This window comes from Micromonospora sp. CNZ285 (genome assembly GCF_004637285.1).
In genome coordinates, this window is the sequence record NZ_SPQD01000001.1 from 212,437 (window position 1) to 233,974 (window position 21,538).

Here is a 21,538-nt window from a genome sequence, read left to right on the forward strand (position 1 = left end):
GGACGGATCCCGGGGGCGTCGCCGTTCGCGCGGCGTGCGGTCAACGTCCGCGGCGCTCCTTGCCGGAGCGGCGCGCGCTGCCCGCCTTCGACAGGCCACGGCTGACCAGGTACGCGCCGGTCAGCGCGGTCAGGTACCACCACGCCTGGTTCGGGTTGTTGATGTTCAGCCCGTTGGTGGCGGCGCCTCGCCAGAACGCGGCGATCACGACGACCGCGACCGCTGCGGCGTACACCCAGAACTCGGTGGTCAGGAACGCCTGCTTCGTCTCCGTACCCGGGGACGGCATGTTCTCCCGGTGACCGTCGTGCATCGACGGCATGTGCCGGGTCGACGTGTCCTGCATGCTCGACCGGTTCTGGACGTCGGACATCGGCCGGTTCATCGGCCTGGTGGATGCAGCCTGCGTGCTCATCTGGTCCTCCTCAGGATTTGATGAGTCGTTAACCTGCACACCCTCGCCCCGCTACCGCAGGTCGGCCACGGCGCGGTTCGCGCTCGGTGGCGGGGGCACCCTGGGTCTACCCGGGGCCGGAGACAAGGTAACCGCCGGTCACCGTCGAATGCCCGTCGCGCTCGGCTCGCGCCGGAACCGGACATCCGGTCGCACACCGGGCCTCCCGCCGCCGGTTCCGGTTTCAGCCACCCGCCCTCGGGCACGCACCACCGATACCCCGAGAGAGCTGCGAGGTGGTTGACGTGCGTGAGGACGACATGCGGCAGGACGCCGCCCGGCGGGCCGAGCAGCGGGTCGCCGGAGGCGTGTACGGCGAGGGCGCGCTGGACGAGGTCACGGTGCCGCAGACCGACGTGGAGCGGATGCGGCAGGAACTCGACCCGGACGACCCGGCTGACGTACCCGTCGACCCGACGGTGCTGCGCGACGGCGGACCGACCCGGGGCCAGGGCGCGGTGACCACGACCGGCGGTACGGCGGGGCCGGCGAGTGTGCGCCGGGTGGCCCGGCAGCCCGAGAAGCACCCGGGCAAGGTGGCCCCGACGACGACCGGTGACGCGAGTACGGGTGGCCTGAGCACCCCGGCCGGCAGCTCCACGAGCGACAACTCGGCCACCGGTGCCCAGGTGGGCAACTTCACCAACAACCGCCCCAACCCAGGCTGACCGGCACCGAAGACAGAAGGGGGCGGCCGCCGGCCGCCCCCTTCTGCTCGCCGATCTTGCACTTCCGGCCCCCGAGATGTCCGAAAGGCGCGTTTCGCGGGGGCCGAAAGTGCAAGATCAACGGGGTGGGACAGGGGAGTCAGGGGGTGCGGAGGATACCTAGGCGCTGGGTGGCTCTTGTCAGGGCCACGTAGAGGTCGCTGTGGCCCCTGGGGGACTCGGAGACGATGCGGGCCGGGTCCACCACCAGCACCGAGTCGAACTCCAGGCCCTTCGCCTGCTCGGTGGTCAGCACCACGATCCGGTTCGCCAGTTCCGGCTGCTCGCCCACCGTCGCCTCCGGCAGTGCCGCCACCACCGCGCCGCCCAGCTCGGCCACCCGGCCGGTCGGCACCAGCACGCCGAGCCGCCCGTCACCGAGCGACGCGGCCTCTCGGGCCGTCGACTCGACCAGCTCCGTCACGAGCCGGTCCGCCGGTACGGTCCGGTCCCACGGCGGTACGCCGGTGGCGCGTACCGAGCGGGGTGGCCGCAGCGCCGGGTCGATCTCGGCCAGCACGTCGGCGGCGACCGCCATGATCTCGGCCGGGGTGCGGTAGCTGACCGTCAGCTCCTCCAGCCGCCACCGGTCCGCCACGTACGGCGCCAGCGCCTCGCCCCACGACGGCGTGCCCGCGAGCGCGCCGGTCTGCGCCACGTCCCCGACGATCGTCATGGACCGGCTCGGGCAGCGGCGCATCAGCAGCCGCCACGCCATCGGCGACAGCTCCTGCGCCTCGTCGACGATGACGTGCCCGAACGCCCAGGTGCGGTCGGCGGCGGCGCGCTGGGCGGTGGTGAGCCGGTCGGACTCCTCCTGCCGTTCGGAGAGCCGGTCGGCGTCGATCAGGTCGGTGACGCCGAGGATCTCACCGCCGTCCGCCTCGTCCTCGACGTCGATGGAGCGGGAGCCGCGCCAGATCTCCAGCACGCCCTCGGCGTACTCGCGTTCCAGCGCCCGGATCCGCTCCCGGCGGGCCACGGCGGCGCGCTCGTCCTCGCCGAGCAGTTCGGCGGCCTCATCGAGCAGCGGCACGTCGGCGGGCGTCCAGCCGCCCGGCTCGCGGTGCAGCGCGGCCCGCTCGTCGTCGGTGAGCATCGGCGCGGCGGTGGCGATCCGCTCGGGCGAGGCGTACAGGTCGGCGAGCAGGCGCTGCGGGGTCAGCACCGGCCACAGCTCGTCCAGCGCGGCCCGGATCTCCGGTTCCTCGCGCAGCTCGCGGCGGATCTCCGCGCGGTCGGCCTCGGAGAGCAGGTTCTCCCCGCCCAGCGGGTCGGCGCCGATCCGTTCGGCCACCTGGTCGGCGAGCGCGTGCACGATCTCCACGTCGAACAGGGCACGGGCCAGGTTGTGCGGGCGGCCGGTGCGGCGTACCCGGTCGCGGGCCTGCCGCACGGTCTCCGGGTCGAGCGTCAGCACCTCCCGCTGCGGCAGTTCGATGGTGACCGGCTCGTCGGGCACCCACTGCCGGTCGCGGACCGCGGCGGCCAGCACCTCGGCCAGCACCGCGCGGCCCTTGAGCGCCGCGGTGGTGGCCGGCTCCGCGCGGCGGGCGTGTACCCCGGGGAACAGGTCGGCCTGGGTACGCAGCAGCACGCCGGTCTCGGCCAGCGTCGGCAGCACCTGGGAGATGTAGCGCAGGAACGTGGCGTTCGGGCCGACCAGCAGCACGCCCCGGGTGGAGAGCTGCTGGCGGTGGGTGTAGAGCAGGTACGCGGCCCGGTGCAGCGCCACGGCCGTCTTGCCGGTGCCGGGCCCGCCCTGCACCACCATCACGCCCGGCAGGTCGGCGCGGATGATCCGGTCCTGCTCGGCCTGGATGGTCTCGACGATGTCGCGCATCCGGCCGGTACGCCCGGCGTTGAGCGCGGCGAGCAGCGACGCCTCGCCGGTCAGCTCCTCGTGCGCGGTGGGGGAGGCGGCGGCGATGTCCAGCACCTCGTCGTTGAGCCCGGTCACCTTCCGGTCCCGGGTGCGCAGGTGCCGCCGGCGGCGTACGCCCTGCGGGTTGGCGGCGGTGGCCAGGTAGAACGGCCGGGCGGCCGGGGCGCGCCAGTCCATCAGCAGCGGATCGTAGTCGCCGGACGAGTCGAAGATCCCGATCCGGCCGATGTAGCGGACCGCGCCGTCGTCGCCGTCGAGGCGGCCGAAGCACAGGCCGCTCTCCACCGCGGAGAACTGCTCGACCTGGTCGGCGTACATCGCCACTGTCGAGTCGCGCTGCGAGCGGGCCTGCTGCGTGCCGCCGGTGTGGCGCAACTCCTCGTCGAGCCGCCGGGCGGCCTGTTCCCGCATGCCGTCCAGCCGGTCGTACAGCATCGAGACGTATTCCTGCTCCCGGCCGATCTCGTCGTCCTGGCGCAGGTCAGCCGACACGTCGGAGTGCGTTGACAATCCGGCTCCTCATTGACTAAAATTGCCGCAGGAATGGCATTCAGAAGCCATTCCTTTTTTGTGCCTGAACTGAGAAAGATAGCGCGTCGGCAGCCACCCGACCAAGCCCGGACACGACTCGGGGCCCGGCCGGCGTCAGCCGACCGAGCCCCGGGCACGGCGATTCTCAGCCCTTTGCCGCCTCGTAGAGCCGCTCCGGCGTGACCAGACCGGCGATCACCCGGCCGTCGTCGGTGAGCAGCACGCTGAACAGCTTGCCGCTGAGCAGCCGGCCGCTGCCCCAGTCGCCGCTGACCTTCGGCAGGTCACCGAGCACGCCGGCCAGCATCTGGGCATCCGGCGCGTCCGCGCCGGGCTTCGCGCCGGGCTTCGCGCCACCGCCGGTCGCCGCATCGCCGATCTTGGCGACCACCACCGTGGTCCAGCCGGTGCCGACGGTACGCACGTCCGGCTTCTCGGCGTCCTTCCGGTCGAACCGCTTACCCGCCGGTCCGGGCCGGTCGCCCTCGGTCGCCTCGGTGACCTTCACACCGGGCGGCGGGTTGAACCGGAACTGGTCGGCCTCCGGCGTGCGGAAGTCGACCTGGGTGAACGCCACCTGGAACGCCGGCTCGTCCTGGCCGTCGGCGAGCACCTGCAGACGCAGCGGCACGTGCTCCTTCGCGTCCAGCGCGATCCGGACCTGGTGGACGAGTGACGCCTTGTCGCGCGGCGTGAGCACCAACTCGTACGCGTCCCGCCCGGCGACGGTGGCCGTGCGGCCGACGGTGACCGCGGTGGTCGGGTCGATCGCCTCCAGCGCCCGGTCCGCGGCGTCGGCCGGGGTGGCCGGCACCCTGGCCCGGTCCGGCGCGTCAGCAGGCAGCTTCCGGTGCGTGGCGGTGTTCTCCCGGCTGTTCCAGGTCCAGACGTCCCGCCCGTTGCGCAGGATGTCCTGCTCGCCGAGCGTGTCGACGAGCGCGAGCCGCTGCCGGTCCTCGCCGCCGTACCAGACGCGCAGCGTGTGCGTACCCGACACCAGACCGGCCAGGTCGTTGCCGGTGGCCTGGCCGGCGAGCGCGGCGATCGGCGGCAGGCCCAGATCGGCGCGCTGCACCACGGTGCCGGAGAGCCCGTCCAGGCGGGACGTGCGCAGGTCTTCCAGGAGCTGGGCGGCGCTGCGCGGCGGCAGCGCCGGGTCGGCGCCGGCGGCGAACGTGCCGACGGCGGCGCCACCGCCGATCACGGCGACCCCCGCGGTCACCGGGACCAGCCAGCGCAGCACGGCGCGGTTCTTCATCACTGACATAGTGTGCACCTCCTGCGCTCCATGCTGCGCGACCGTCGCTGTGACCACGCTGAGGAGATCCCCTACGGGTGACCCCATGGTGGCACCCTGGACCGGTGCGGTTGCTGGTGGTGGAGGACGAGACGCGGCTCGCGGCGGCGCTGCGCCGGGGCCTGTCGGCGGAGGGTTTCGTGGTCGACGTGGCTGCTACCGGCCCGGCCGGGCTGGACGCGGCCCGGCACGGCGAGTACGACGCGATGATCCTCGACGTGATGCTGCCGGGCCTGTCCGGCTACGAGGTGGTGCGCCGGCTGCGCGCCGAGCAGCGCTGGCTGCCGGTGCTGATGCTGTCGGCCAAGGACGGCGAGTACGACCAGGCCGACGGCCTGGACTGCGGCGCCGACGACTACCTGACCAAGCCCTTCTCGTACGTGGTGCTGCTGGCCCGCCTGCGGGCGTTGCTGCGCCGCGGCGCGCCCCGGCGGCCGACCGTGCTCACCGTCGGTGACCTGCGCCTGGATCCGGCCCGCCGCCGGGTCACCCGGGCCGACGCCGAGGTGGTGCTGACCAGCCGGGAGTACGCGCTGCTGGACTACCTGATGCGCCGTCCCGGCGAGGTGGTCTCGAAGACCGAGCTGCTGGACCACGTCTGGGACGCCTCGGTCGACACCGCGCCGAACGCGGTGGAGGTCTACGTCGGCTATCTGCGCCGCAAGATCGGCCGGGAGCGGCTGGAGACGGTACGCGGCGCCGGTTACCGGCTGGCCACATGAGCCGGTGGATACGCGGCCCGCTGCCGCGGCTGGGCCTGCGGGCCCGGCTGCTCGCGCTGGGCGTGCTGGGGCTGGCGGTCGGGTTCGCGTTCGGCGGGACGCTGCTGCTGGGCGCGCTGGGCTGGACGCTGCAACGCTCGGCCGACGAGGAGGCGCTGCGTACCGCCGACGCGGTCGCGTTGCTGGCCGCCGAGGACGCGCTGCCGGACCCGCTGCCGGTCGCGGGCGGGCAGTTGCGGGTGCAGGTGGTCGACGCGCAGGGCCGGATCCGGGCCGCCTCGATCGACGCGGACCGCCTGGTGCCGATGCTCGGCCCGGACGAGCTGCGTCCCGGGCAGCGGCAGCGGCTGGTGGTCGACGGGCGGCGCGCCGGGATGCCCGGCCCGGTCCGGGTGGTCACGGTGCCGGCCGGCACAGCGCAGGAGCCGCGTACGGTGCTTGTGGCCAAGTCGCTCACCGACGTGCGGCACAGCCTGAACGTGGTCCGCAACCTGCTGCTCGTCGGCTTCCCGCTGCTGGTGGCGGGGCTCGGTGTGGTGGCCTGGCGGGTGGTGGGCGCGACGCTTAGGCCGGTCGAGCAGTTGCGCAGCGGCGCCGCCGAGATCACCGGGCGGGCCGGGGCGGAGCGGCTGCCGGTACCGGCCGGGCAGGACGAGATCCACCGGCTCGCGGTCACGCTCAACGACATGCTGGACCGGCTGGCCGCGTCCCGGGACCGGCAGCGGGCGTTCGTCGCCGACGCCGCGCACGAGCTGCGCAGCCCGCTGACGAACATGCGCACCGAGCTGGAGGTGGCCCGGCGTCTCGGCGACGACACGGACTGGCCGGCGGTCGCCGACGACCTGCTCGCCGACACCGAGCGGCTGAGCCGCCTGGTGGACGACCTGCTGCTGCTTGCCCGCCTCGACGAGCAGGACGCCCGGCCGTCCCCGGTCGGCCCGGTGGAGCTGGGGGAGCTGCTGCGGACGGTGGCCGCCCGCTATCCGTCGCCGCCGGTGCGGCTGACGCCGCCGGACGCGCCCCGGTGGGTGGAGGGGGACGCGGGGGAGCTGCGCCGGGTGCTGGTGAACCTGGTGGACAACGCGCTGCGGCACGCGTCCTCGGCCGTGGACCTGGCGGTGAGCGGGCCGGACGGGGCGTACCACCTGGTCACGGTGACCGACGACGGGCCGGGCATACCGGCGGCGGACCGGGAGCGGGTGTTCGCCCGGTTCACCCGGCTCGACGACGCGCGGGCCCGCGACGCGGGCGGCGCGGGCCTGGGCCTGGCCATCGTGCGCGAGCTGGTGCGCCGGGCCGGTGGCACGGTGGAGCTGGCCGACGCGACGCCGGGCGCCGCCGCGCCGGGGCTGCGGGCGACGGTACGGCTGCCCGCGCTGGCCGAGCCCGAGCCGGAGTGAGCGGTCAGCGGCGTTTCGTGCAGACCGGCCCGGTGCGGGCGACGCTGTCGGTCGACCAGACGAGCGCCACGGTGAAGCAGTAGTCGGTGGTGCGGTCGAGCCCGTAGGCGATGTAGTCGGCCGACCCGGCGGGCAGCGTCGCGAACGTGCCCTGCGGCTGCCCGGCCCGGCCCCCGGCGACCACCACCGGTCCCTCCGCGCCGGCCGGGTACGTCCAGCTCAGCACGATGCTGTCGCGCCGGTCGGTGAGGGTGAGCCGTCCGGGCGGCGTGCCGGGCTTGGCAGCGGCGGGGGTGGACGGCGCGGGAGCGGCGGAGGTCGGCGCCGGCGCGCTGGAGGCCGGTGGCGGGATGCCGCGGCCGTCGTCCACCCGGGACACACCGGCGATCACCGCGATGGTGCCGAGCAGCAGCGCCACCGTCACGCCGAGCACCACGAGCGGCAGCCAGGGCCGGGCGCGCCGCTCGGCCGCCGGTGGCCGGGGCACGTGCACCGGCAGGTAGCGCGACGGCGGCTCGGGCGGTGGTGGCGGCACGCGGCGTACCCCGTCGGGCTGGTCGTCGGCGAGCCCGACCACAGTGGGCGGCAGCGGGTCCGCGCCCGGTCGCCACGGCTGCTCGGCCGGGTCGTCTGGCGGCCACGGGTAGTCGTCGAACCCGTCGGCCTCCGGCGCGGTACGCGGCGTCGGCACGTGCGCGGTCTCGGCGGCGCGTCCGGGCGGGTGGTAGAGCGGCGTCTCGACCGGTTCGTCCAGCGCGGGCGGACTGTAGGGCGGCAGGTCGTGCGGCCCTTCGGCGGGCGGGGGGACCCGCGCGGCGGGCACCACGGGCGTGGTCCGCGCGGGCGGCGGCTCGGGAGCGGGGGCGGGCGCGGGGCAGACGTGGTCCGGGTCGGCGGCGGCGCGGGCCAGCGCCGCCACCTGGGCGGCGAGCGGGTCGTCGAAGTCCAGGTGCAGGCGGCACAGCTCCTCGGCGAGCGTCAGGTGCTCGTGCGAGTCGGCGTACCGGCCGCAGTCGCGTTCCATCGCGCCGAGTTTCGCCAGCATCTTGATGCCGCTGGGGTGGCCGTCGCCGTACACCTCCCGGTGCAGCTCCCAGGCGTCCTGCAACCGGTCGCGGGCCACCTCGCACTGGCCGCGCGCGTACTCCACGGTGGCCAGATCGGCGTGCGCGGCCAGCACCTGCTGCGACTCCGGGCCGTCGCGGGCGGTCAGCTCGATGATGACGTCGGAGTAGAGCCGGGCGGCCCGGGCGTCGCTGCCGACCCGGTGCAGCACCGCGGCGAGCGTCGCGGCGGCGGTGACGGTGCGCTCGTCGGAGCGGCCGTACAGCCGGGTGGCGGCCGCGTACGCGAACGCGGCCCAGCCGCGGGCGGAGTGCGGCTCGCCGAGCGCGACGAGCACCTTGGCCTGGAGCCCGGCCGCCTCGGCCAGCTCGGGGGAGGCGTTGCCGGGGCGGGGATCGGCGTTGCTGAGCGCGTCGGCGAGCAGCCGTTCCGCGCCGGTGAGGTCGCCTTCGGACACCAGTTGGTGCGCCTGGACGGTCAGGTCAGCGAAGCCGGAGGACACGCCCCATCGTGCTCGTCCGGCGACGGTATGTACAAGACCCGGAGTGGATCAGTTTGGTCCCGAATCCGTCAGGTGGTCGGCGAGCGTCTCGCTGATCCGGCGGAGCTGGTCGACCTGGGCCGGGCTGAGCGCGTCGAACAGGTGCCGGCGTACGCCTTCGACGTGGCCGGGCGCGGCGGCGGCCAGGGTGGCGAAGCCCTCGTCGGTGAGCACGGCGACCTGCCCGCGCCGGTCGGTGGGGCAGTCCTCCCGGCGGATCCATCCGGACGTCTCCAGCCGGGCGGCGGCGTGGGAGAGCCGGCTGCGCGACGAGCCGGTCAGCTCGGCCAGCTCGCTCATCCGCAGCCGCCGGCCGGGGGCCTCGGAGAGGCGGACCAGGATCTCGTAGTACGCGTGCGGCATGCCCGCATCGCGTTGCAGCTCGCGGTCGAGCGTCTCCATCAGCCCTCGGGAGGCGGTCAGGAAGGCCCGCCAGGTCCGCTGTTCGTCGGGGTCCAGCCACCGGGTCATGACGCCCATCATACCGCCAATAGTTGAACGCTCAACAAAAGCGGGGTACGGTCGACGGCATGGGCATCCACCGACTCAACCACGCCGTCCTCTACGTCAGTGACCTGGAACGCAGCGTCGCCTTCTACCGCGACGTGCTGGGCTTCCGCCGGGTCCCGATGACGCCCGAGGGCTTCCGCGGCGCCGCCTTCCTCCAGGCGCCCGACTCCACCAACGACCACGACCTCGGCCTGTTCGAGATCGGCGCGGCGGCCGGGGCGTCCCAGGCCGGCCGGGCCACCGTCGGGCTCTACCACCTGGCCTGGGAACTGGACACGCTCGACGAGCTGGGCGCGACCGCCGAGCGGCTCTCCGCCGCCGGAGCGCTGGTCGGCGCGTCCGACCACGGCACCACCAAGAGCCTCTACGGCCGCGACCCGGACGGGCTGGAGTTCGAGATCGTCTGGATCGTCCCGGCCGACCTGCTGGACGACGCCGCGCTCGCCGCGCGGACCCGCATCGGGCGGCTCGACCTCGACCGTGAGCGGCAGCGCTACGGCGGGCAGACCCGCGGCGGCGTGGGCATCTCCGTCCCGGTCTGAGCGGGGTTCACTGCCGGGCCCGCCGTGCCGTGCGGTAGAAACGGCACCATGTCGACCGACGCCGTCCTGCGCGAGCTGCTCGTCCGCCAGCTCGACCACTGGCTCCCCGCCGCGCTGCACCGGGCGCGGCGGGCCACGCTCGCGCTCGCGTACGCCGGGGGTGACGCCGCCGGCGCGGAGGAGGCGTTGCGGGTGGTGGCCGAGTTCGCCGACCGGCTGCGCGGGCGGCGGCTGACCGTGCTGGTGGTGGCCGACGACGGCACCGACCTGCCGGCCCGCCTCGGCGCCGCCGAGGCCGCGCTGCCCGCCGACGTCGCCGTGCACCTCGTGCCCGGCGGCCCGGACCGGCTGCCGGTGGCGCTCAAGGCGGCCGGTGCGGCCGGCGCGCCGCTGCTCACAGTGGCCGACGGCGCCGACCCGGACCCGGCCCTGCTGGCCGCCGCCGCGTCCGGGCGACCGGCCGAGCTGCTGCTGGTCACCACGCCCGGCCGGTCGCTGCGCCCGGCGCTCACCGGTGCCGGGTTCCCGCTCGTCACCGAGGTCGAGCTGGTGCCCGACGGGGACGGCCCGGCGCGGCTGCTCGGCTACGCCACCGGCTCCGACCGGGGGCTGGAGGCGGTCAAGGAGGCGCTCTGGGCGGTCGACGAGTACGCCGGTGTGCGCTACCGCGACCCGGCCGACCCGCAGGGGCGGCTGCTCGACATCTCGCTCGAACCCGAACCCGGCCCGCTGCGCCGGGAACTGCTGGCCGAGCTGGCCCGCTCCGGCCCGCGTACGGTCACCGAGCTGCGCCGCTTCGCCACCACGTCGACCGTCTACCGGGCCGCCGACGCCAACCGGGCGCTCGCCTCGCTGCTCGCCTCCGGCGCGGTGACCCGCGACCCGGAGCACGGCCGGCTCGGCGGGGACGTGTCGATCAGCGCTGTCCCGAGCGCTGGGTCATCTGCTTGACCACTATCGACGCTCCGGTGGCGACCACGCCGATGCTGAACACCATCTGCGCGCACACCGCCACCCGGGCGATCTGACCCTGGGCGTGCACGTCGCCGTAGCCGACGGTGGTGAGCGTCGCGAGCGCGAAGTAGAGCGCGTCCACCCGGGTGTGCAGGCCGACGAACTCGCCGGGCCGGGTGTTCGCCACCACGTAGTCGCCGAGCGCGAAGACCAGCAGCCCGGCGATCAGCGCGACCGCGAGCCGGGTGAGCGCCCGGTCCTCGTTCCGGCCGGTCGGCTGGTCCCGGACGAGCTGGCGGCGGACCTGACCGGTGACCAGGAACCCGGCCGCAGACGACGAGCGGGGTGCCGGCTGTCAGCCGGCACCCCGCTCGTCGCCCGGGAAGGTCAGGCCTTGTCCTGCTTCCACGACAGCGGCCCCGGAAGGTCCACGCGGTGGGCGCGGGTGTTCGAGTTCCAGGACCAGCGGCCGATCTTGATGCTCCACGACGAGAAGCCGTTCTGGGTGAAGTGGAGGATCAGCGGCCCGTACTTCTTACGCTTGCGGAACTGGACGCCCATCGGGGGTGCCTCCTTCGTCTCCCTGCCTCTGCAGTCGTCTCCGTGCCTTCGCGGCAACGAACATGCCCGGATCGACGATTCGCGAAACCCTGCCCGATCCGCTCTGGACGGTGGGACTGGCGCCCGGCAAAATCTCTATCCAACGGGTAGGTGTTAAGGAGTCGTAAATGCTGGTGGAGGCGTGCCGTAACAAAGCCAGCGACGAAAGTCTCACTGACTGGAAGGGCATTGACCGGCATGGAGAGCGGTCGGCAGCATGAGGGCATGTCGCAGCGGGACGAGCTTCTCCTCACCGCTCGCGTGCACGTCGACCTGGTCCGGCACGCGAGCGCGCTCTGTTGAGCCGAGCGCTCGTCGTTCCCTCTCCGCCCGTCCGTTCCCGCAGCCGGCGCACCGTGGCCCGGCGCGGTGCGGCGTGCTCCCCGGCCCCGCGCGGGCCCCCTCCACCGCATCGTGGACAGATCAGGAGACTCCGCCATGCCCTCGACCCGATCACCGCGGCGTGCCCTCACCGCCGCCGTCGCCCTGCTCGCCCTCACCACCGCCACCGCGTGCGGCGCCGACGCCGCCGGCGGCGCACAGACCAAGGAACTGCGCTACCAGGGTTCGGTGGGCCAGGTGACCCTCCCCGAACTCGCCGCCGACCTCGGCTACCTCGGTGACGTCAAGCTCGACTGGATCGGCAACGTCACCGGCGGCCCGGCCGACATCCAGGCCACCGCGACCGGCCAGAGCGACTTCGGCGGCGCGTTCAACGGTGCGATCGTCAAGCTCCAGGCCGCGAACGCCCCGATCACCGCCGTGGTCAGCTACTACGGCTCCGACGCGCAGACGTTCCAGGGCTACTACGTGCTCGACGGCAGCCCGATCCGCGGCCCGCGCGACCTGATCGGCAAGCGGGTCGGCATGAACACGCTCGGCGCGCACGCCGAGGCCGTCCTGCGTACCTGGCTGGCCCGGGGCGGCCTCACCGCCGCCGAGATCGGCAAGGTCGAACTGGTGGCGCTGCCGCCGGTCAACACCGAGCAGTCGCTGCGCGCCCGGCAGATCGACGTCGCCGTGCTCGGCGGCGTGATCCGCGACAAGGCGGTCGCCAACGGCGGCATCCGCACCGTCTTCACCGACTACGAACTCCTCGGCGCGTTCAGCGCCGGCAGCTACGTCTTCCGCGACGACTTCCTCACCCGTAACCCGGACACCGTCCGGACGTTCGTCACCGCGGTGGGCAAGGCGATCGAGTGGGCGCGCACCCAGCCGCGCGAGACGGTGGTGGCCCGCTTCAAGGCGATCATCACCGCGCGCGGGCGCAACGAGGACACCACGCTCGTCGAGTACTGGAAGTCCAGCGGCGTCGCCGAACCCGGCGGCGTCATCACCGACCGGGAGTTCGCCACCTGGATCGACTGGCTGGCCGACTCCGGCGAACTCAAGGGCGACCGGCCGAAGCCGTCCGACCTCTACACCAACCGGTTCAACGCGGCGGCTACCCCCGGCGGTGGCGCGTGAGCACCGACAAGATCCTCTTCGACCGGGTGCGCAAGGTCTTCCCGGGCCGGCGTGGCGGCGGCGGCGCGGTCACCGCGCTCGACGATCTCACCCTCGGGGTACGCCCCGGCGAGTTCCTCGTCGTCGTCGGCCCCAGCGGCTGCGGCAAGTCCACACTGCTCGACCTGCTCGGCGGGCTGGCCGCCCCGACCGGCGGGCAGGTGCTCGTCGACGGCCGCCCGGTCACCGGGCCCGGCCTGGACCGGGGCATCGTCTTCCAGCAGTACGCGCTGCTGCCCTGGCGCACCGCCGCCGGCAACGTCGCGTTCGGACTGGAGGCCAAGGGCCTGCCCCGCGCCGAGCGCGCCGACCTGGTCGCGTACCACCTCGACCTGGTCGGGCTCACCGGCTTCGCCGACCGCTACCCGCACGAGCTGTCCGGCGGCATGAAGCAACGCGTCGCCATCGCCCGCAGCCTCGCGTACGACCCGGACGTGCTGCTGATGGACGAGCCGTTCGCCGCGCTCGACGCGCAGACCCGCGACTCGCTCCAGGACGAGCTGGTGCGGATCTGGCAGGCCACCGGGAAGACAGTCGTGTTCATCACGCACGGCATCGACGAGGCGGTGCACCTCGGTCAGCGGGTCGCCGTGATGACGTCCCGGCCCGGCCGGATCAAGCAGGTCATCGACATCGAGCTGGGCGACCGGGAGGCCGAGGAGGACGTCCGGTCCACCGACGCGTTCCGCCACCACCGGCACCAGATCTGGACGCTGCTGCGCGACGAGGTACGCGCCGCGCAGTCCGCCGTACGCGAGGAGGCCCGCGTTGGTTGACGTCGCCGCACCACCGGCCCGGCCGGTGGCCGCCCCACCCGCCCCGCCCGCGCCGGCCGTCGTGCCCCGCCGGACCGGACGCCTGCTCGGCCTCGGCGGCCGGGCGCTGCACCGCAGCGCCGCGCTGCTGGCGCTGGCCGCGATCTGGGAGACGGTGCCCCGCGCCGGGCTGGTCGACCGGGTCTTCCTGCCGCCGCTGTCCGAGGTGCTCGCCGCCTGGTGGGAGCTGCTGCGCAGCGGGCAGCTCGCCGACCACGTCGGCGCGAGCCTCACCCGCTCGCTGACCGGGCTGGCCCTCGCCGTGGTCACCGCCATCCCGCTCGGCCTGCTGATCGGCTGGTACCGGCCGCTCGCGGACCTGCTCAGCCCGCTGCTGGAGGTGTTCCGCAACACCGCCGCGCTCGCGCTGCTGCCGGTCTTCGTGCTCATCCTCGGACTCGGCGAGACGTCGAAGATCGCGCTGGTCGTCTACGCCTGCTCCTGGCCGATCCTGCTCAACACCATCGCCGGCGTGAAGGGCGTCGACCCGCTGCTGATCCGCTCGGCCCGCTCGATGGGGCTGAACCACCTGCGGCTGTTCCAGAAGGTGATCCTGCCGGCGTCCGTGCCGACCGTGTTCACCGGCGTCCGGCTCGCCGGGGCGTACTCGATCCTGGTGCTCGTCGCCGCCGAGATGGTCGGCGCGAAGGCCGGGCTCGGCTACCTCGTCAACTACGCGCAGTACAACTTCGCGATCCCCGACATGTACGCCGGGATCATCACCATCTCCGCCATCGGGCTGGTGGTCAACCAGCTCCTCGTCGCCGGGGAACGCCGCTTCTCCACCTGGCGCGTCGACGTCACCACCGCCTGAGAGGAACCGCCATGTCCCGGACCCTGCACCTCAACGCCTTCCTGATGGGTGTCGGCCACCACGAGGCGGCCTGGCGGCACCCGCGCGCCGACCCCAGCCGCCTCGCCGACGTCCGCCACTTCCAGGAACTGGCCCGCATCGCCGAGCGGGGCACGCTCGACTCGGTCTTCCTCGCCGACGGGCTCGCCGTCGGCCCGGCCGTACGCCACAACATCCAGGCCGTCTTCGAGCCGATCACGCTGCTCGCCGCGATCGCCACCGCGACCGAGCACATCGGCCTGATCGCCACCGCCTCCACCACGTACACCGAACCGTTCAACCTGGCCCGCGCGTTCGCCTCGCTGGACCACCTCAGCGGCGGCCGGGCCGGCTGGAACATCGTCACCTCCGCCCAGGCCCGGGAGGCCCGCAACTTCAACCTCGACGACCACCCGGCACACGCCGACCGCTACCGACGGGCCGCCGAGTACGTCGACGTGGCGATCAAGCTCTGGGACAGCTGGGAGGACGAGGCGCTGGTCCTGGACACCGCGGCGGGCGTCTTCGCCGACACCGCCCGGGTGCACGAGATCGACCACGCCGGGGAGCGGTTCCGGGTCCGCGGACCGCTGAACACGCCCCGTCCGCCGCAGGGCCGGCCGCTGCTGGTGCAGGCCGGCTCGTCCGCCGACGGGATCGCGTTCGCCGCCCGGTACGCCGAGGCCGTGTTCACCGCCCAGCAGACGCTCGCCGACGGCCAGGCGTTCTACGCCGCGCTGAAACGGGCGACCGCCGACGCCGGCCGTGATCCGGAACTGGTGAAGGTGCTGCCCGGTATCGCGCCGGTCATCGGGGGTACCGAGAAGGAGGCCCGTGCCCTCGCCGACGAACTGGAGGCCCTGATCGTGCCCGAGCACGCGCTCGCCCAGCTCTCCGGCATGACCGGGCTCGACCTGACCGGGCTGCCGCTGGACGGCCCGCTGCCGGACCTGCCCGACGCCGGCACCGTGCAGTCGCACCAGAGCCGCTACCAGCTCGTCGTCGAGCTGGCCCGGCGGGAACAGCTCACCTTGCGGCAGCTCATCGGCCGCCTCGGCGGCGGACGCGGGCACCGCGTCGTGGTCGGCACCCCGGAACAGATCGCCGACCAGATCGAGCTCTGGTTCACCCAGGGCGCCGCCGACGGCTTCAACGTCATGCCACCGCTGCTACCCGATGGACTGGAGGCCTTCGTGGACCACGTCGTACCACTGCTGCGCCGGCGCGGGCTGTTCCGGTCCGCGTACACCGGGCGCACCCTGCGCGAGCACTACGGCCTGCCCCGGCCGGCCAGCGCCTACGCGACCCGCGAGCTGGTGGCGTCGTGACCACCGTGGACCGGCCGGGTGCCGGGACCGTCGAGCTGCGCCCGGTCGACGTCGACTCGTTCCGCGGCCTGCTGCGCCGCCAGGCGTCCACCGTCACCGTGGTCACCACGCCCGGCCTGCGCGGCAACCGGATGCGGCCGGACCTGCCGCCGGCCGGCTTCACCGCCACCTCGTTCACGTCGGTGTCGCTCGACCCGCCGCTGGTCTCGGTCTGCCTGGGCCGCGCGTCGTCGAGCTGGCCCACAGTCGAGCAGGCCGAGCACGTCGCGGTGCACCTGCTCGCCTCCGGGCAGCAGGAGATCGCGCAGATCTTCGCCACCAGCGGGATCGACAGGTTCAGCGCCCACCCGGGCTGGACCACCGGGCCGTTCGGCGTGCCGCTGATCGGCGACGCGCTGGCAGTGCTGCTGTGCCGGGTGGTGCGCCGGATCGAGGCCGGGGACCACACCATCCTGCTCGGCGAACCGCTCGCGCTCGGCGCGGGCGAGGACGGCGACCCGCTGCTGCACCACCGGGGCGGCTACACCACCACGCTCGGCGACTGGCCCGAGACGTGGTGACCACCGCCGCCGACGAGCTGATCGCGCTCGACCGGGCCGCCCAGGACCTGCTGTTCCGGGCGGCCCGCACGGCCAACGCGTTCACCGACGAGCCGGTCGCCGACGAGCAGGTCCGCGCCGTCCACGACCTGATCCGGTACGGCCCGACCGCGATGAACGCCCAGCCGCTGCGGGTACTGCTGCTGCGCTCCGCGGCGGCCCGGGCGCGGCTGCTGCCGTACGTGAGCGCCGGAAACCGGGACAAGACGGCCTCCGCGCCGCTGACCGCGGTGCTCGCCGCCGACGTGGACTGGCACGACCGGCTGCCCGAGCTGTTCCCGCACCGCCCCGGCGCCCGCGACTGGTTCACCGGCGACCCGGCCGGCCGGGAGGCGCAGGCCCGGTTCAACGCCGCGCTCCAGATCGGCTACCTGCTGGTCGGCGTACGCGCCGCCGGGCTGGCCGCCGGACCGATGGCCGGATTCGACGCCGCAGGCGTGGAACGCGAGTTCTTCCCCGGCGGGCGGCACCGGGTGCTGCTGCTGATGAACATCGGCCGCCCCGCGCCGGACGCCTGGCGGGAACGGCTGCCCCGCCTGCCCTACGAGGAGGTGATCAGCACGCTGTAAGTCAGCGCGGCTCCCACGCGTCCGGCTGAGCGGTCAGCTTGCGCACGTGGGCCGGCAACCGGCCGCTGACCAGCTCGTCCAGGCTCACCTCGTCGACCACCCGGCGCACCGACGCGCGTACCGCCACCCAGAGGCGGGGCAGGTTCTCCGCCGCCCCCTCGTACCGGGTCTCCTCGGGGCGCAGCCCGCGTACCCCGGCGAGCGGACCGTCGACGGCGCGCAACACGTGCCCGATGGTGATCTCGCGCGGCGGCCGGGCCAGCGTGTAGCCGCCCTCGGCGCCGCGCTGGGCCCGGACGACCCCGGCCCGGCGCAGGTCGGCGAGGACCGCCTCGAGGAACTTGCGCGGCATGTCCTGCTCCGCCGCGATGGCCTGGGTGGACAGCAGGGTCGGGTACGCGGTGGCCAGGCTCAGGGCTGCCCGGACCGCGTAGTCGCCGCGCGCGGAGATCTGCACAGTGCCATCATGCCTGGCCGCCGGGCGCGGGGGAGTCGGCGGGCGGTCGGGGTCGCACCAGACGGACGGGCAGCGGGCGTTCCCGCTCGGCCCGGAACGTCCCCGGGCTCACCCCGACCTCCCGGGTGAAGAAGCGGCCGAAGTTGGTCGGCTCGGGAAAACCCAGCTCCCGGCCGATCGCGGCGATCGACTCGTCGGTGGCGGCGAGCAGCCGGCACGCCTGCAACGCCACCCGCTCGTCGATCACCTGTTTGGCGCTGCGGCCGGTCACCGCCAGGCAGGCCCGGGTCAGGGTGCGCACCGAGCAGCCGAGGTCGGCGGCGTAGTCCTCCACCCGGCGGGTGTGCCGGTAGCCGCGTTCCACCTCGCGGCACAACCGCCGGAACGTCTCCGTCTCGGCCCGGGGCGTCGCGCCGTCGCCCGGATGCGGCAGCAGGCTCAGCCGCAGCAGCAGGACGGCGAGCTGGTGGCGCAGCAGCGCCGCGGCGGCCGGCACCAGCGCGTGCCGGTCGGCGTCCACGGCGAGCTGGCTCACCTCGCTGATCACCGCGTCCTCGTCCTCGCCGGCGAGCTGGCGGTAGGCGGGTACCGCGTCCGGGTCGACGTCGAGGCCGCGCAGCGCGTCCGGCCGCCAGCTCACCACAGTCGCGTCGAGCTGGGTGCCGACGAACCGCAGCGCCTGGCCGGGATGCGCGCGCAGCAGCGTGCCCGGACGGCAGAGGACCGGCCGGAAGTCCAGCTCGGCGGTGCCGTGGCCGTGGGTGACCAGGATCAGCAGATCACGGTCGAGCAGGACCGGGCGGGGCCAGCCGGGCTCGGCGGCGAGGTCGCCGAGCACACCGGTGACGATCTCGTCGGCGCCGGGACGGAGCTCCGGCAGGCCGGTGCGGGTGGCCGGGGAGGGCTGACCGGTAGTGACCATCATCCCGACGGTAACCGGAGCGCCCGCACGTTGCATCTCGACGCTTTCACCCGCTCGGGCCGCACTTGTCGGCACCCGAGCCGGACGGTTAGGTTACCGATCGGTAAGACCCCCGGGCCGGCGTGCGCTCCGCACCCGGCCGACGCGGCCCCGGCCGACCGGCCCGCGGCCGGGCGACGGCGATGGGATGGGCATGACGGATCTGTTCTCGGTCGACGGCAAGACGGTCCTGGTCACCGGCGGCTCACGCGGCATCGGGCTGATGATCGCGCGGGGCTTCGTCCGGGCCGGCGCCAAGGTGATCATCTCGTCGCGCAAGGCGGACGTGTGCGAGTCGGTCGCCAAGGAACTGTCCGCCGAGGGCCACTGCGAGGCGATCCCGGCCGACCTGGGCAGCGACGCGGGCGCGCTGGCGCTCGCCGAGGCCGTGCGGGAACGCCACGACCGGCTGCACGTGCTCGTCAACAACGCCGGCGCCACCTGGGGCGCACCGCTGGAGGAGTACCCGGAGGGCGCCTTCGACAAGCTCTGGGCGGTGAACGTCAAGGCCGTCTTCCGGCTCACCACCGCGCTGCTGCCGCAACTGCGCGCCGCGGCCGGCGCCGACGACCCCGCCCGCGTGATCAACATCGGGTCGATCGACGGCATCCGGGTGCCGTGGATGGAGGTGTACGCGTACTCGGCCACCAAGGCGGCCGTGCACATGCTCACCCGTGGCCTCGCCCACCAGCTCGCCGGCGAGCAGATCACCGTCAACGCGATCGCGCCCGGACCGTTCGAGAGCAAGATGATGGCGTTCGCGCTGGACGACCCCGAGTCGCGCGCCGCCATCGAGCAGCAGGTGCCGCTGGGCCGGATCGGCCGGCCCGAGGACATGGCGGGCACGGCGATCTACCTGGCGTCGCGCGCCGGCGCGTACCTGACCGGAGCGGTCATCCCGGTCGACGGCGGGATCACCACGCGCGGCTGACGCGTACCCCCGGGTTGGAGACGGCCCGGGGCCGCGCGGACTCGGCAGATCCGCGCGGCCCCGGGTGTCGCCGTGTCAGCGACCGGCCAGCAGCCGGTTCACCGCGGTGTCGACGTCCAGGTGCTCGGCCTCGCGGCCGCGCGGGACGACGACGTAGGTCCGGCGCAGGAAGCGCACCAGCACGCTGCGCGGAACCTCGAACAGGGCGTTGCCGTCCGGCGACGACAGCGCCAGCGCGACGAAGTCGCCGCGCGGGGTGGCCCACGGCCAGACCCGCACATCACCGATGCCGGCCGGTTCGTCGAGCCCGGTGACCAGCAGTTCGCGTGCGAACGACCAGCTCACCGCCTCGCCGCCGGCGGACTCGGCATGGAACAGGACATGGACCGCATACGGGTCAGCAGGGTCGTAACGCAGACTGGCACGCACCGGCAAGGCGGTGGCGTCAGGCGCGACGAGCCTTAGCGACGTCTCGACCTCTACGGTCGTCGGTCGGATGACACTCATGGACGTTCTCCCCCCGGCACCGCTGCGGAACGCGCGTGTCCCGCTTTTCCCATACTCAGGTGCTGCTCCTGGCTACGCTCCGCCATACGCTGACTTCACCCAGTGGTGGGAAGGGGTTCCGAAAGCCCTCGGGACCGCCTGGCCCCGCGTAGAATTTCCGGTTCCGCCCACTCCGTCGTTCCGCCCGGCAACGGGTGGTTCAGTCGTCGACTTACTCCGGTAACGTCCAGTCGTGAGCAGGGGTGACGGTCCCGCGCGACACTGGGGGTGGAAATGGTCACGAGGGGCTCCTCGGTGACGTCGCGGACCACGGCCGAATCGCCGAAAGGTGTGGCCCGAGCAGCCGAAAGTCGGGGGTACGAGGTGCCGGTGGAAGGGCGGTCGCAAGGCGCTCTCATGGAGCAGCGCCGGCGGCGACGGGGCTGGCGCGGACGCCTGCACACCACGCTCGACCTGATCCGCGCCAACCCCACCGGCCGCGTCGCCCTGAAGATCTTCATCGGCATCCTCGGCGCCATCGTCGTCACAGTCGGCATCGCGCTGATCCCGCTGCCCGGGCCCGGCTGGCTGCTGGTCATCGCCGGCCTCGGCGTCTGGGCGGTCGAGTTCCACTGGGCGCGACGGCTGCTCGCGTTCACCCGCAGGCACGTCAACTCCTGGACGCGCTGGGTGACCCGGCAGTCGCTGCCGGTGCGGTTCGTGCTCGGGGCGGTCGGGCTCGCGTTCGTGTCGGTGGTGGTGTGGCTGTCGCTCAAGTACAGCTTCGGCATCGACGTGGTGGCGGAGGCGCTGCACTACCTCGCGACGCACTGAGGGCCGGTTTTTGGTCCGGGCGGGTGATCGGGTAGAGTCATGCGCGCTGAGGGCGATTAGCTCAGCGGGAGAGCGCTTCGTTCACACCGAAGAGGTCACTGGTTCGATCCCAGTATCGCCCACGCAGGTCAAGGCCACTTCCCGGCTTCGGGAGGTGGCCTTTCTGCTGTCGTACAGCAGCGGCGTCAGCGGGTGGTCAGCGAACCTTCGCCCGCCCGGTGCTGTGGGCCTCGCGGTGGGTGGCGCCGAGCTGCAAACCGCGTCTGCAGTCATGCCGGCCGGTCGCTCGGCCGCCTCGCCGACCCTAATTCCCCTCCGTTTCAGAACCGTCGCAAGCCTGATGCGCCGTGGGCAGCGGCTACGAAACTGCGGCTAGCAATGGGCGGCCGATGACCTCCCCTTTGGTCCTTCGCTTCGGTGGCGATTGTCGAGTCCCAGGTGAGGCTCGACGTTTCCGTGCCAGCTGATGGTTGACGGAGTGGCCTAGGGAGACGCGGAGGGGTTCGTCGTGGATGGGCTCAGGGCTGGGTTAGGTCGATGTGATGCTCGACCGGGCGACGCGCTGGGCCGGTGTATTCGGTGAGGGTGAACCGGCAGTGGTCTTCGGTGGGGTGGACGGTGACAGCGATGGTGCTTCCGTCTGCGAAGCGCAGTGTGAAGACGGGATCTTGGTCGCAGAGGAACGCGAAGCCGTCGCGGTCCTCGTCGGTGTTGTTGAGCAGGCGGCCGTGGGCGTCCCAGCCGCGGTCCCTGGCGGTGATCACAGCGGCGACTTCGATACTGCCGAGAAGGGTGGAGGTGTTCGCCCACCAGTCCAGCCAGCAGCGGCCCTCGAAACGATCCATGACCGTCACCTCTCAGAAGGTCAGCGCCCGGCCGGAGGACGGTCGGTTCTGCATGGTCGGTGGGCTTTGATGCTGCGGACCGGTTGGTCGTTGGTCCGTTGGGACGTGCGGGGGCCATCGTCGCATTCGACGGTGAGGGTGGTATGGGTGACGTCGATGGTGACGGT

25 protein-coding genes and 1 tRNA gene are annotated in these 21,538 nt (G+C 73.5%); 15 read left to right on the forward strand and 11 right to left on the reverse strand.

Going from position 1 to position 21,538, the window contains the following annotated elements:
- Positions 1 to 40: 40 nt before the first annotated feature.
- Positions 41 to 415, reverse strand: a complete 375-nt coding sequence (locus CLT75_RS00985) for a hypothetical protein (protein ID WP_036343163.1) — start codon at positions 413 to 415, stop codon at positions 41 to 43.
- Between the two features lie 284 nt (positions 416 to 699).
- Here CLT75_RS00985 and CLT75_RS00995 point away from each other — a divergent pair, with 284 nt between their 5' ends.
- Complete coding sequence (locus CLT75_RS00995; protein ID WP_167796860.1) at positions 700 to 1,122, forward strand: hypothetical protein; 423 nt, start codon at positions 700 to 702, stop codon at positions 1,120 to 1,122.
- A gap of 139 nt (positions 1,123 to 1,261) precedes the next feature.
- Here CLT75_RS00995 and CLT75_RS01000 read toward each other — a convergent pair whose 3' ends face one another.
- Together CLT75_RS01000 and CLT75_RS01005 are read right to left on the reverse strand one after the other, a co-directional pair.
- Positions 1,262 to 3,481, reverse strand: coding sequence for a HelD family protein (locus tag CLT75_RS01000; RefSeq protein WP_486485322.1), 2,220 nt, complete (start codon positions 3,479 to 3,481; stop codon positions 1,262 to 1,264).
- A 241-nt stretch (positions 3,482 to 3,722) separates the two neighbouring features.
- The gene (locus CLT75_RS01005; RefSeq protein WP_135239047.1) at positions 3,723 to 4,844 is read right to left on the reverse strand and encodes a sigma-E factor regulatory protein RseB domain-containing protein; all 1,122 of its coding nucleotides are present in this window, start codon (positions 4,842 to 4,844) and stop codon (positions 3,723 to 3,725) included.
- Positions 4,845 to 4,939: 95 nt separating this feature from the next.
- Here CLT75_RS01005 and CLT75_RS01010 point away from each other — a divergent pair, with 95 nt between their 5' ends.
- Together CLT75_RS01010 and CLT75_RS01015 are read left to right on the forward strand one after the other, a co-directional pair.
- Positions 4,940 to 5,596 (forward strand): response regulator transcription factor, encoded by a 657-nt coding sequence (locus CLT75_RS01010; RefSeq protein WP_135239048.1) that lies wholly within the window; start codon positions 4,940 to 4,942, stop codon positions 5,594 to 5,596.
- A complete protein-coding gene (locus tag CLT75_RS01015; RefSeq protein ID WP_135239049.1) occupies positions 5,593 to 6,996 on the forward strand; it encodes a sensor histidine kinase in 1,404 nt (467 codons plus the stop codon). Before CLT75_RS01010 ends, CLT75_RS01015 begins: the two co-directional genes overlap by 4 nt.
- 4 nt (positions 6,997 to 7,000) lie before the next feature.
- On the opposite strand, the gene CLT75_RS01020 is transcribed toward CLT75_RS01015, so the two are convergent.
- A complete protein-coding gene (locus CLT75_RS01020; protein ID WP_135239050.1) occupies positions 7,001 to 8,563 on the reverse strand; it encodes a tetratricopeptide repeat protein in 1,563 nt (520 codons plus the stop codon).
- A gap of 48 nt (positions 8,564 to 8,611) precedes the next feature.
- The gene (locus CLT75_RS01025; protein WP_135243867.1) at positions 8,612 to 9,082 is read right to left on the reverse strand and encodes a MarR family transcriptional regulator; all 471 of its coding nucleotides are present in this window, start codon (positions 9,080 to 9,082) and stop codon (positions 8,612 to 8,614) included.
- A 50-nt stretch (positions 9,083 to 9,132) separates the two neighbouring features.
- Between CLT75_RS01025 and CLT75_RS01030 the strand changes: the two genes are divergently transcribed.
- Positions 9,133 to 9,654 (forward strand): VOC family protein, encoded by a 522-nt coding sequence (locus tag CLT75_RS01030; protein WP_030501751.1) that lies wholly within the window; start codon positions 9,133 to 9,135, stop codon positions 9,652 to 9,654.
- A 48-nt stretch (positions 9,655 to 9,702) separates the two neighbouring features.
- The gene (locus CLT75_RS01035; protein ID WP_135239051.1) at positions 9,703 to 10,605 is read left to right on the forward strand and encodes a hypothetical protein; all 903 of its coding nucleotides are present in this window, start codon (positions 9,703 to 9,705) and stop codon (positions 10,603 to 10,605) included.
- Here CLT75_RS01035 and CLT75_RS32940 read toward each other — a convergent pair.
- Both CLT75_RS32940 and CLT75_RS01045 read right to left on the reverse strand, forming a co-directional pair.
- A complete protein-coding gene (locus tag CLT75_RS32940) occupies positions 10,571 to 10,795 on the reverse strand; it encodes a potassium channel family protein (RefSeq protein ID WP_486485014.1) in 225 nt (74 codons plus the stop codon). The two genes, CLT75_RS01035 and CLT75_RS32940, sit on opposite strands and share 35 nt — an antisense overlap.
- A gap of 200 nt (positions 10,796 to 10,995) precedes the next feature.
- Positions 10,996 to 11,169 (reverse strand): DUF4236 domain-containing protein, encoded by a 174-nt coding sequence (locus CLT75_RS01045; protein ID WP_064498970.1) that lies wholly within the window; start codon positions 11,167 to 11,169, stop codon positions 10,996 to 10,998.
- A gap of 264 nt (positions 11,170 to 11,433) precedes the next feature.
- Here CLT75_RS01045 and CLT75_RS32945 point away from each other — a divergent pair, with 264 nt between their 5' ends.
- The 7 genes from CLT75_RS32945 (at position 11,434) to CLT75_RS01075 (ending at position 16,857) form a co-directional block, all read left to right on the forward strand.
- Positions 11,434 to 11,511, forward strand: a complete 78-nt coding sequence (locus CLT75_RS32945) for a putative leader peptide (RefSeq protein ID WP_349881247.1) — start codon at positions 11,434 to 11,436, stop codon at positions 11,509 to 11,511.
- 135 nt (positions 11,512 to 11,646) lie between these two features.
- Positions 11,647 to 12,675: an ABC transporter substrate-binding protein gene (locus tag CLT75_RS01050; RefSeq protein ID WP_135239052.1), complete on the forward strand. Its 1,029-nt coding sequence runs from the start codon at positions 11,647 to 11,649 to the stop codon at positions 12,673 to 12,675.
- Positions 12,672 to 13,490, forward strand: coding sequence for an ABC transporter ATP-binding protein (locus CLT75_RS01055; protein ID WP_135239053.1), 819 nt, complete (start codon positions 12,672 to 12,674; stop codon positions 13,488 to 13,490). Before CLT75_RS01050 ends, CLT75_RS01055 begins: the two co-directional genes overlap by 4 nt.
- Positions 13,483 to 14,343, forward strand: coding sequence for an ABC transporter permease (locus tag CLT75_RS01060; RefSeq protein ID WP_135239054.1), 861 nt, complete (start codon positions 13,483 to 13,485; stop codon positions 14,341 to 14,343). The genes CLT75_RS01055 and CLT75_RS01060 overlap by 8 nt, the downstream gene beginning before the upstream one ends.
- A gap of 11 nt (positions 14,344 to 14,354) precedes the next feature.
- Entirely contained in the window at positions 14,355 to 15,689 is a 1,335-nt protein-coding gene (locus CLT75_RS01065; RefSeq protein WP_135239055.1) for an LLM class flavin-dependent oxidoreductase, read from the forward strand.
- Positions 15,686 to 16,249 carry a flavin reductase family protein gene (locus tag CLT75_RS01070; RefSeq protein ID WP_135239056.1) on the forward strand — a complete coding sequence of 188 codons (564 nt, stop codon included), beginning with the start codon at positions 15,686 to 15,688 and terminating at the stop codon, positions 16,247 to 16,249. The genes CLT75_RS01065 and CLT75_RS01070 overlap by 4 nt, the downstream gene beginning before the upstream one ends.
- Positions 16,246 to 16,857, forward strand: coding sequence for a malonic semialdehyde reductase (locus tag CLT75_RS01075; RefSeq protein ID WP_135239057.1), 612 nt, complete (start codon positions 16,246 to 16,248; stop codon positions 16,855 to 16,857). The genes CLT75_RS01070 and CLT75_RS01075 overlap by 4 nt, the downstream gene beginning before the upstream one ends.
- 1 nt (position 16,858) lies before the next feature.
- Here the strand turns inward: CLT75_RS01075 and CLT75_RS01080 are convergent, their stop codons facing one another.
- Together CLT75_RS01080 and CLT75_RS01085 are read right to left on the reverse strand one after the other, a co-directional pair.
- The gene (locus tag CLT75_RS01080) at positions 16,859 to 17,314 is read right to left on the reverse strand and encodes an RrF2 family transcriptional regulator (protein ID WP_013284925.1); all 456 of its coding nucleotides are present in this window, start codon (positions 17,312 to 17,314) and stop codon (positions 16,859 to 16,861) included.
- 7 nt (positions 17,315 to 17,321) lie between these two features.
- Positions 17,322 to 18,239, reverse strand: coding sequence for a helix-turn-helix domain-containing protein (locus CLT75_RS01085; protein ID WP_135239058.1), 918 nt, complete (start codon positions 18,237 to 18,239; stop codon positions 17,322 to 17,324).
- A 190-nt stretch (positions 18,240 to 18,429) separates the two neighbouring features.
- Between CLT75_RS01085 and CLT75_RS01090 the strand changes: the two genes are divergently transcribed.
- Complete coding sequence (locus CLT75_RS01090) at positions 18,430 to 19,206, forward strand: glucose 1-dehydrogenase (protein ID WP_091427952.1); 777 nt, start codon at positions 18,430 to 18,432, stop codon at positions 19,204 to 19,206.
- 75 nt (positions 19,207 to 19,281) lie between these two features.
- On the opposite strand, the gene CLT75_RS01095 is transcribed toward CLT75_RS01090, so the two are convergent.
- Positions 19,282 to 19,713 (reverse strand): SsgA family sporulation/cell division regulator, encoded by a 432-nt coding sequence (locus CLT75_RS01095; protein WP_007457244.1) that lies wholly within the window; start codon positions 19,711 to 19,713, stop codon positions 19,282 to 19,284.
- A 396-nt stretch (positions 19,714 to 20,109) separates the two neighbouring features.
- On the opposite strand from CLT75_RS01095, the gene CLT75_RS01100 reads away from it, so the two are divergent.
- Positions 20,110 to 20,526 carry a TIGR02611 family protein gene (locus CLT75_RS01100; RefSeq protein WP_091427765.1) on the forward strand — a complete coding sequence of 139 codons (417 nt, stop codon included), beginning with the start codon at positions 20,110 to 20,112 and terminating at the stop codon, positions 20,524 to 20,526.
- A 50-nt stretch (positions 20,527 to 20,576) separates the two neighbouring features.
- Positions 20,577 to 20,648 (forward strand) — tRNA-Val (locus tag CLT75_RS01105).
- A gap of 396 nt (positions 20,649 to 21,044) precedes the next feature.
- Here CLT75_RS01105 and CLT75_RS01110 read toward each other — a convergent pair.
- Positions 21,045 to 21,371, reverse strand: a complete 327-nt coding sequence (locus CLT75_RS01110; RefSeq protein ID WP_135239059.1) for a hypothetical protein — start codon at positions 21,369 to 21,371, stop codon at positions 21,045 to 21,047.
- Positions 21,372 to 21,538: the final 167 nt, after the last annotated feature.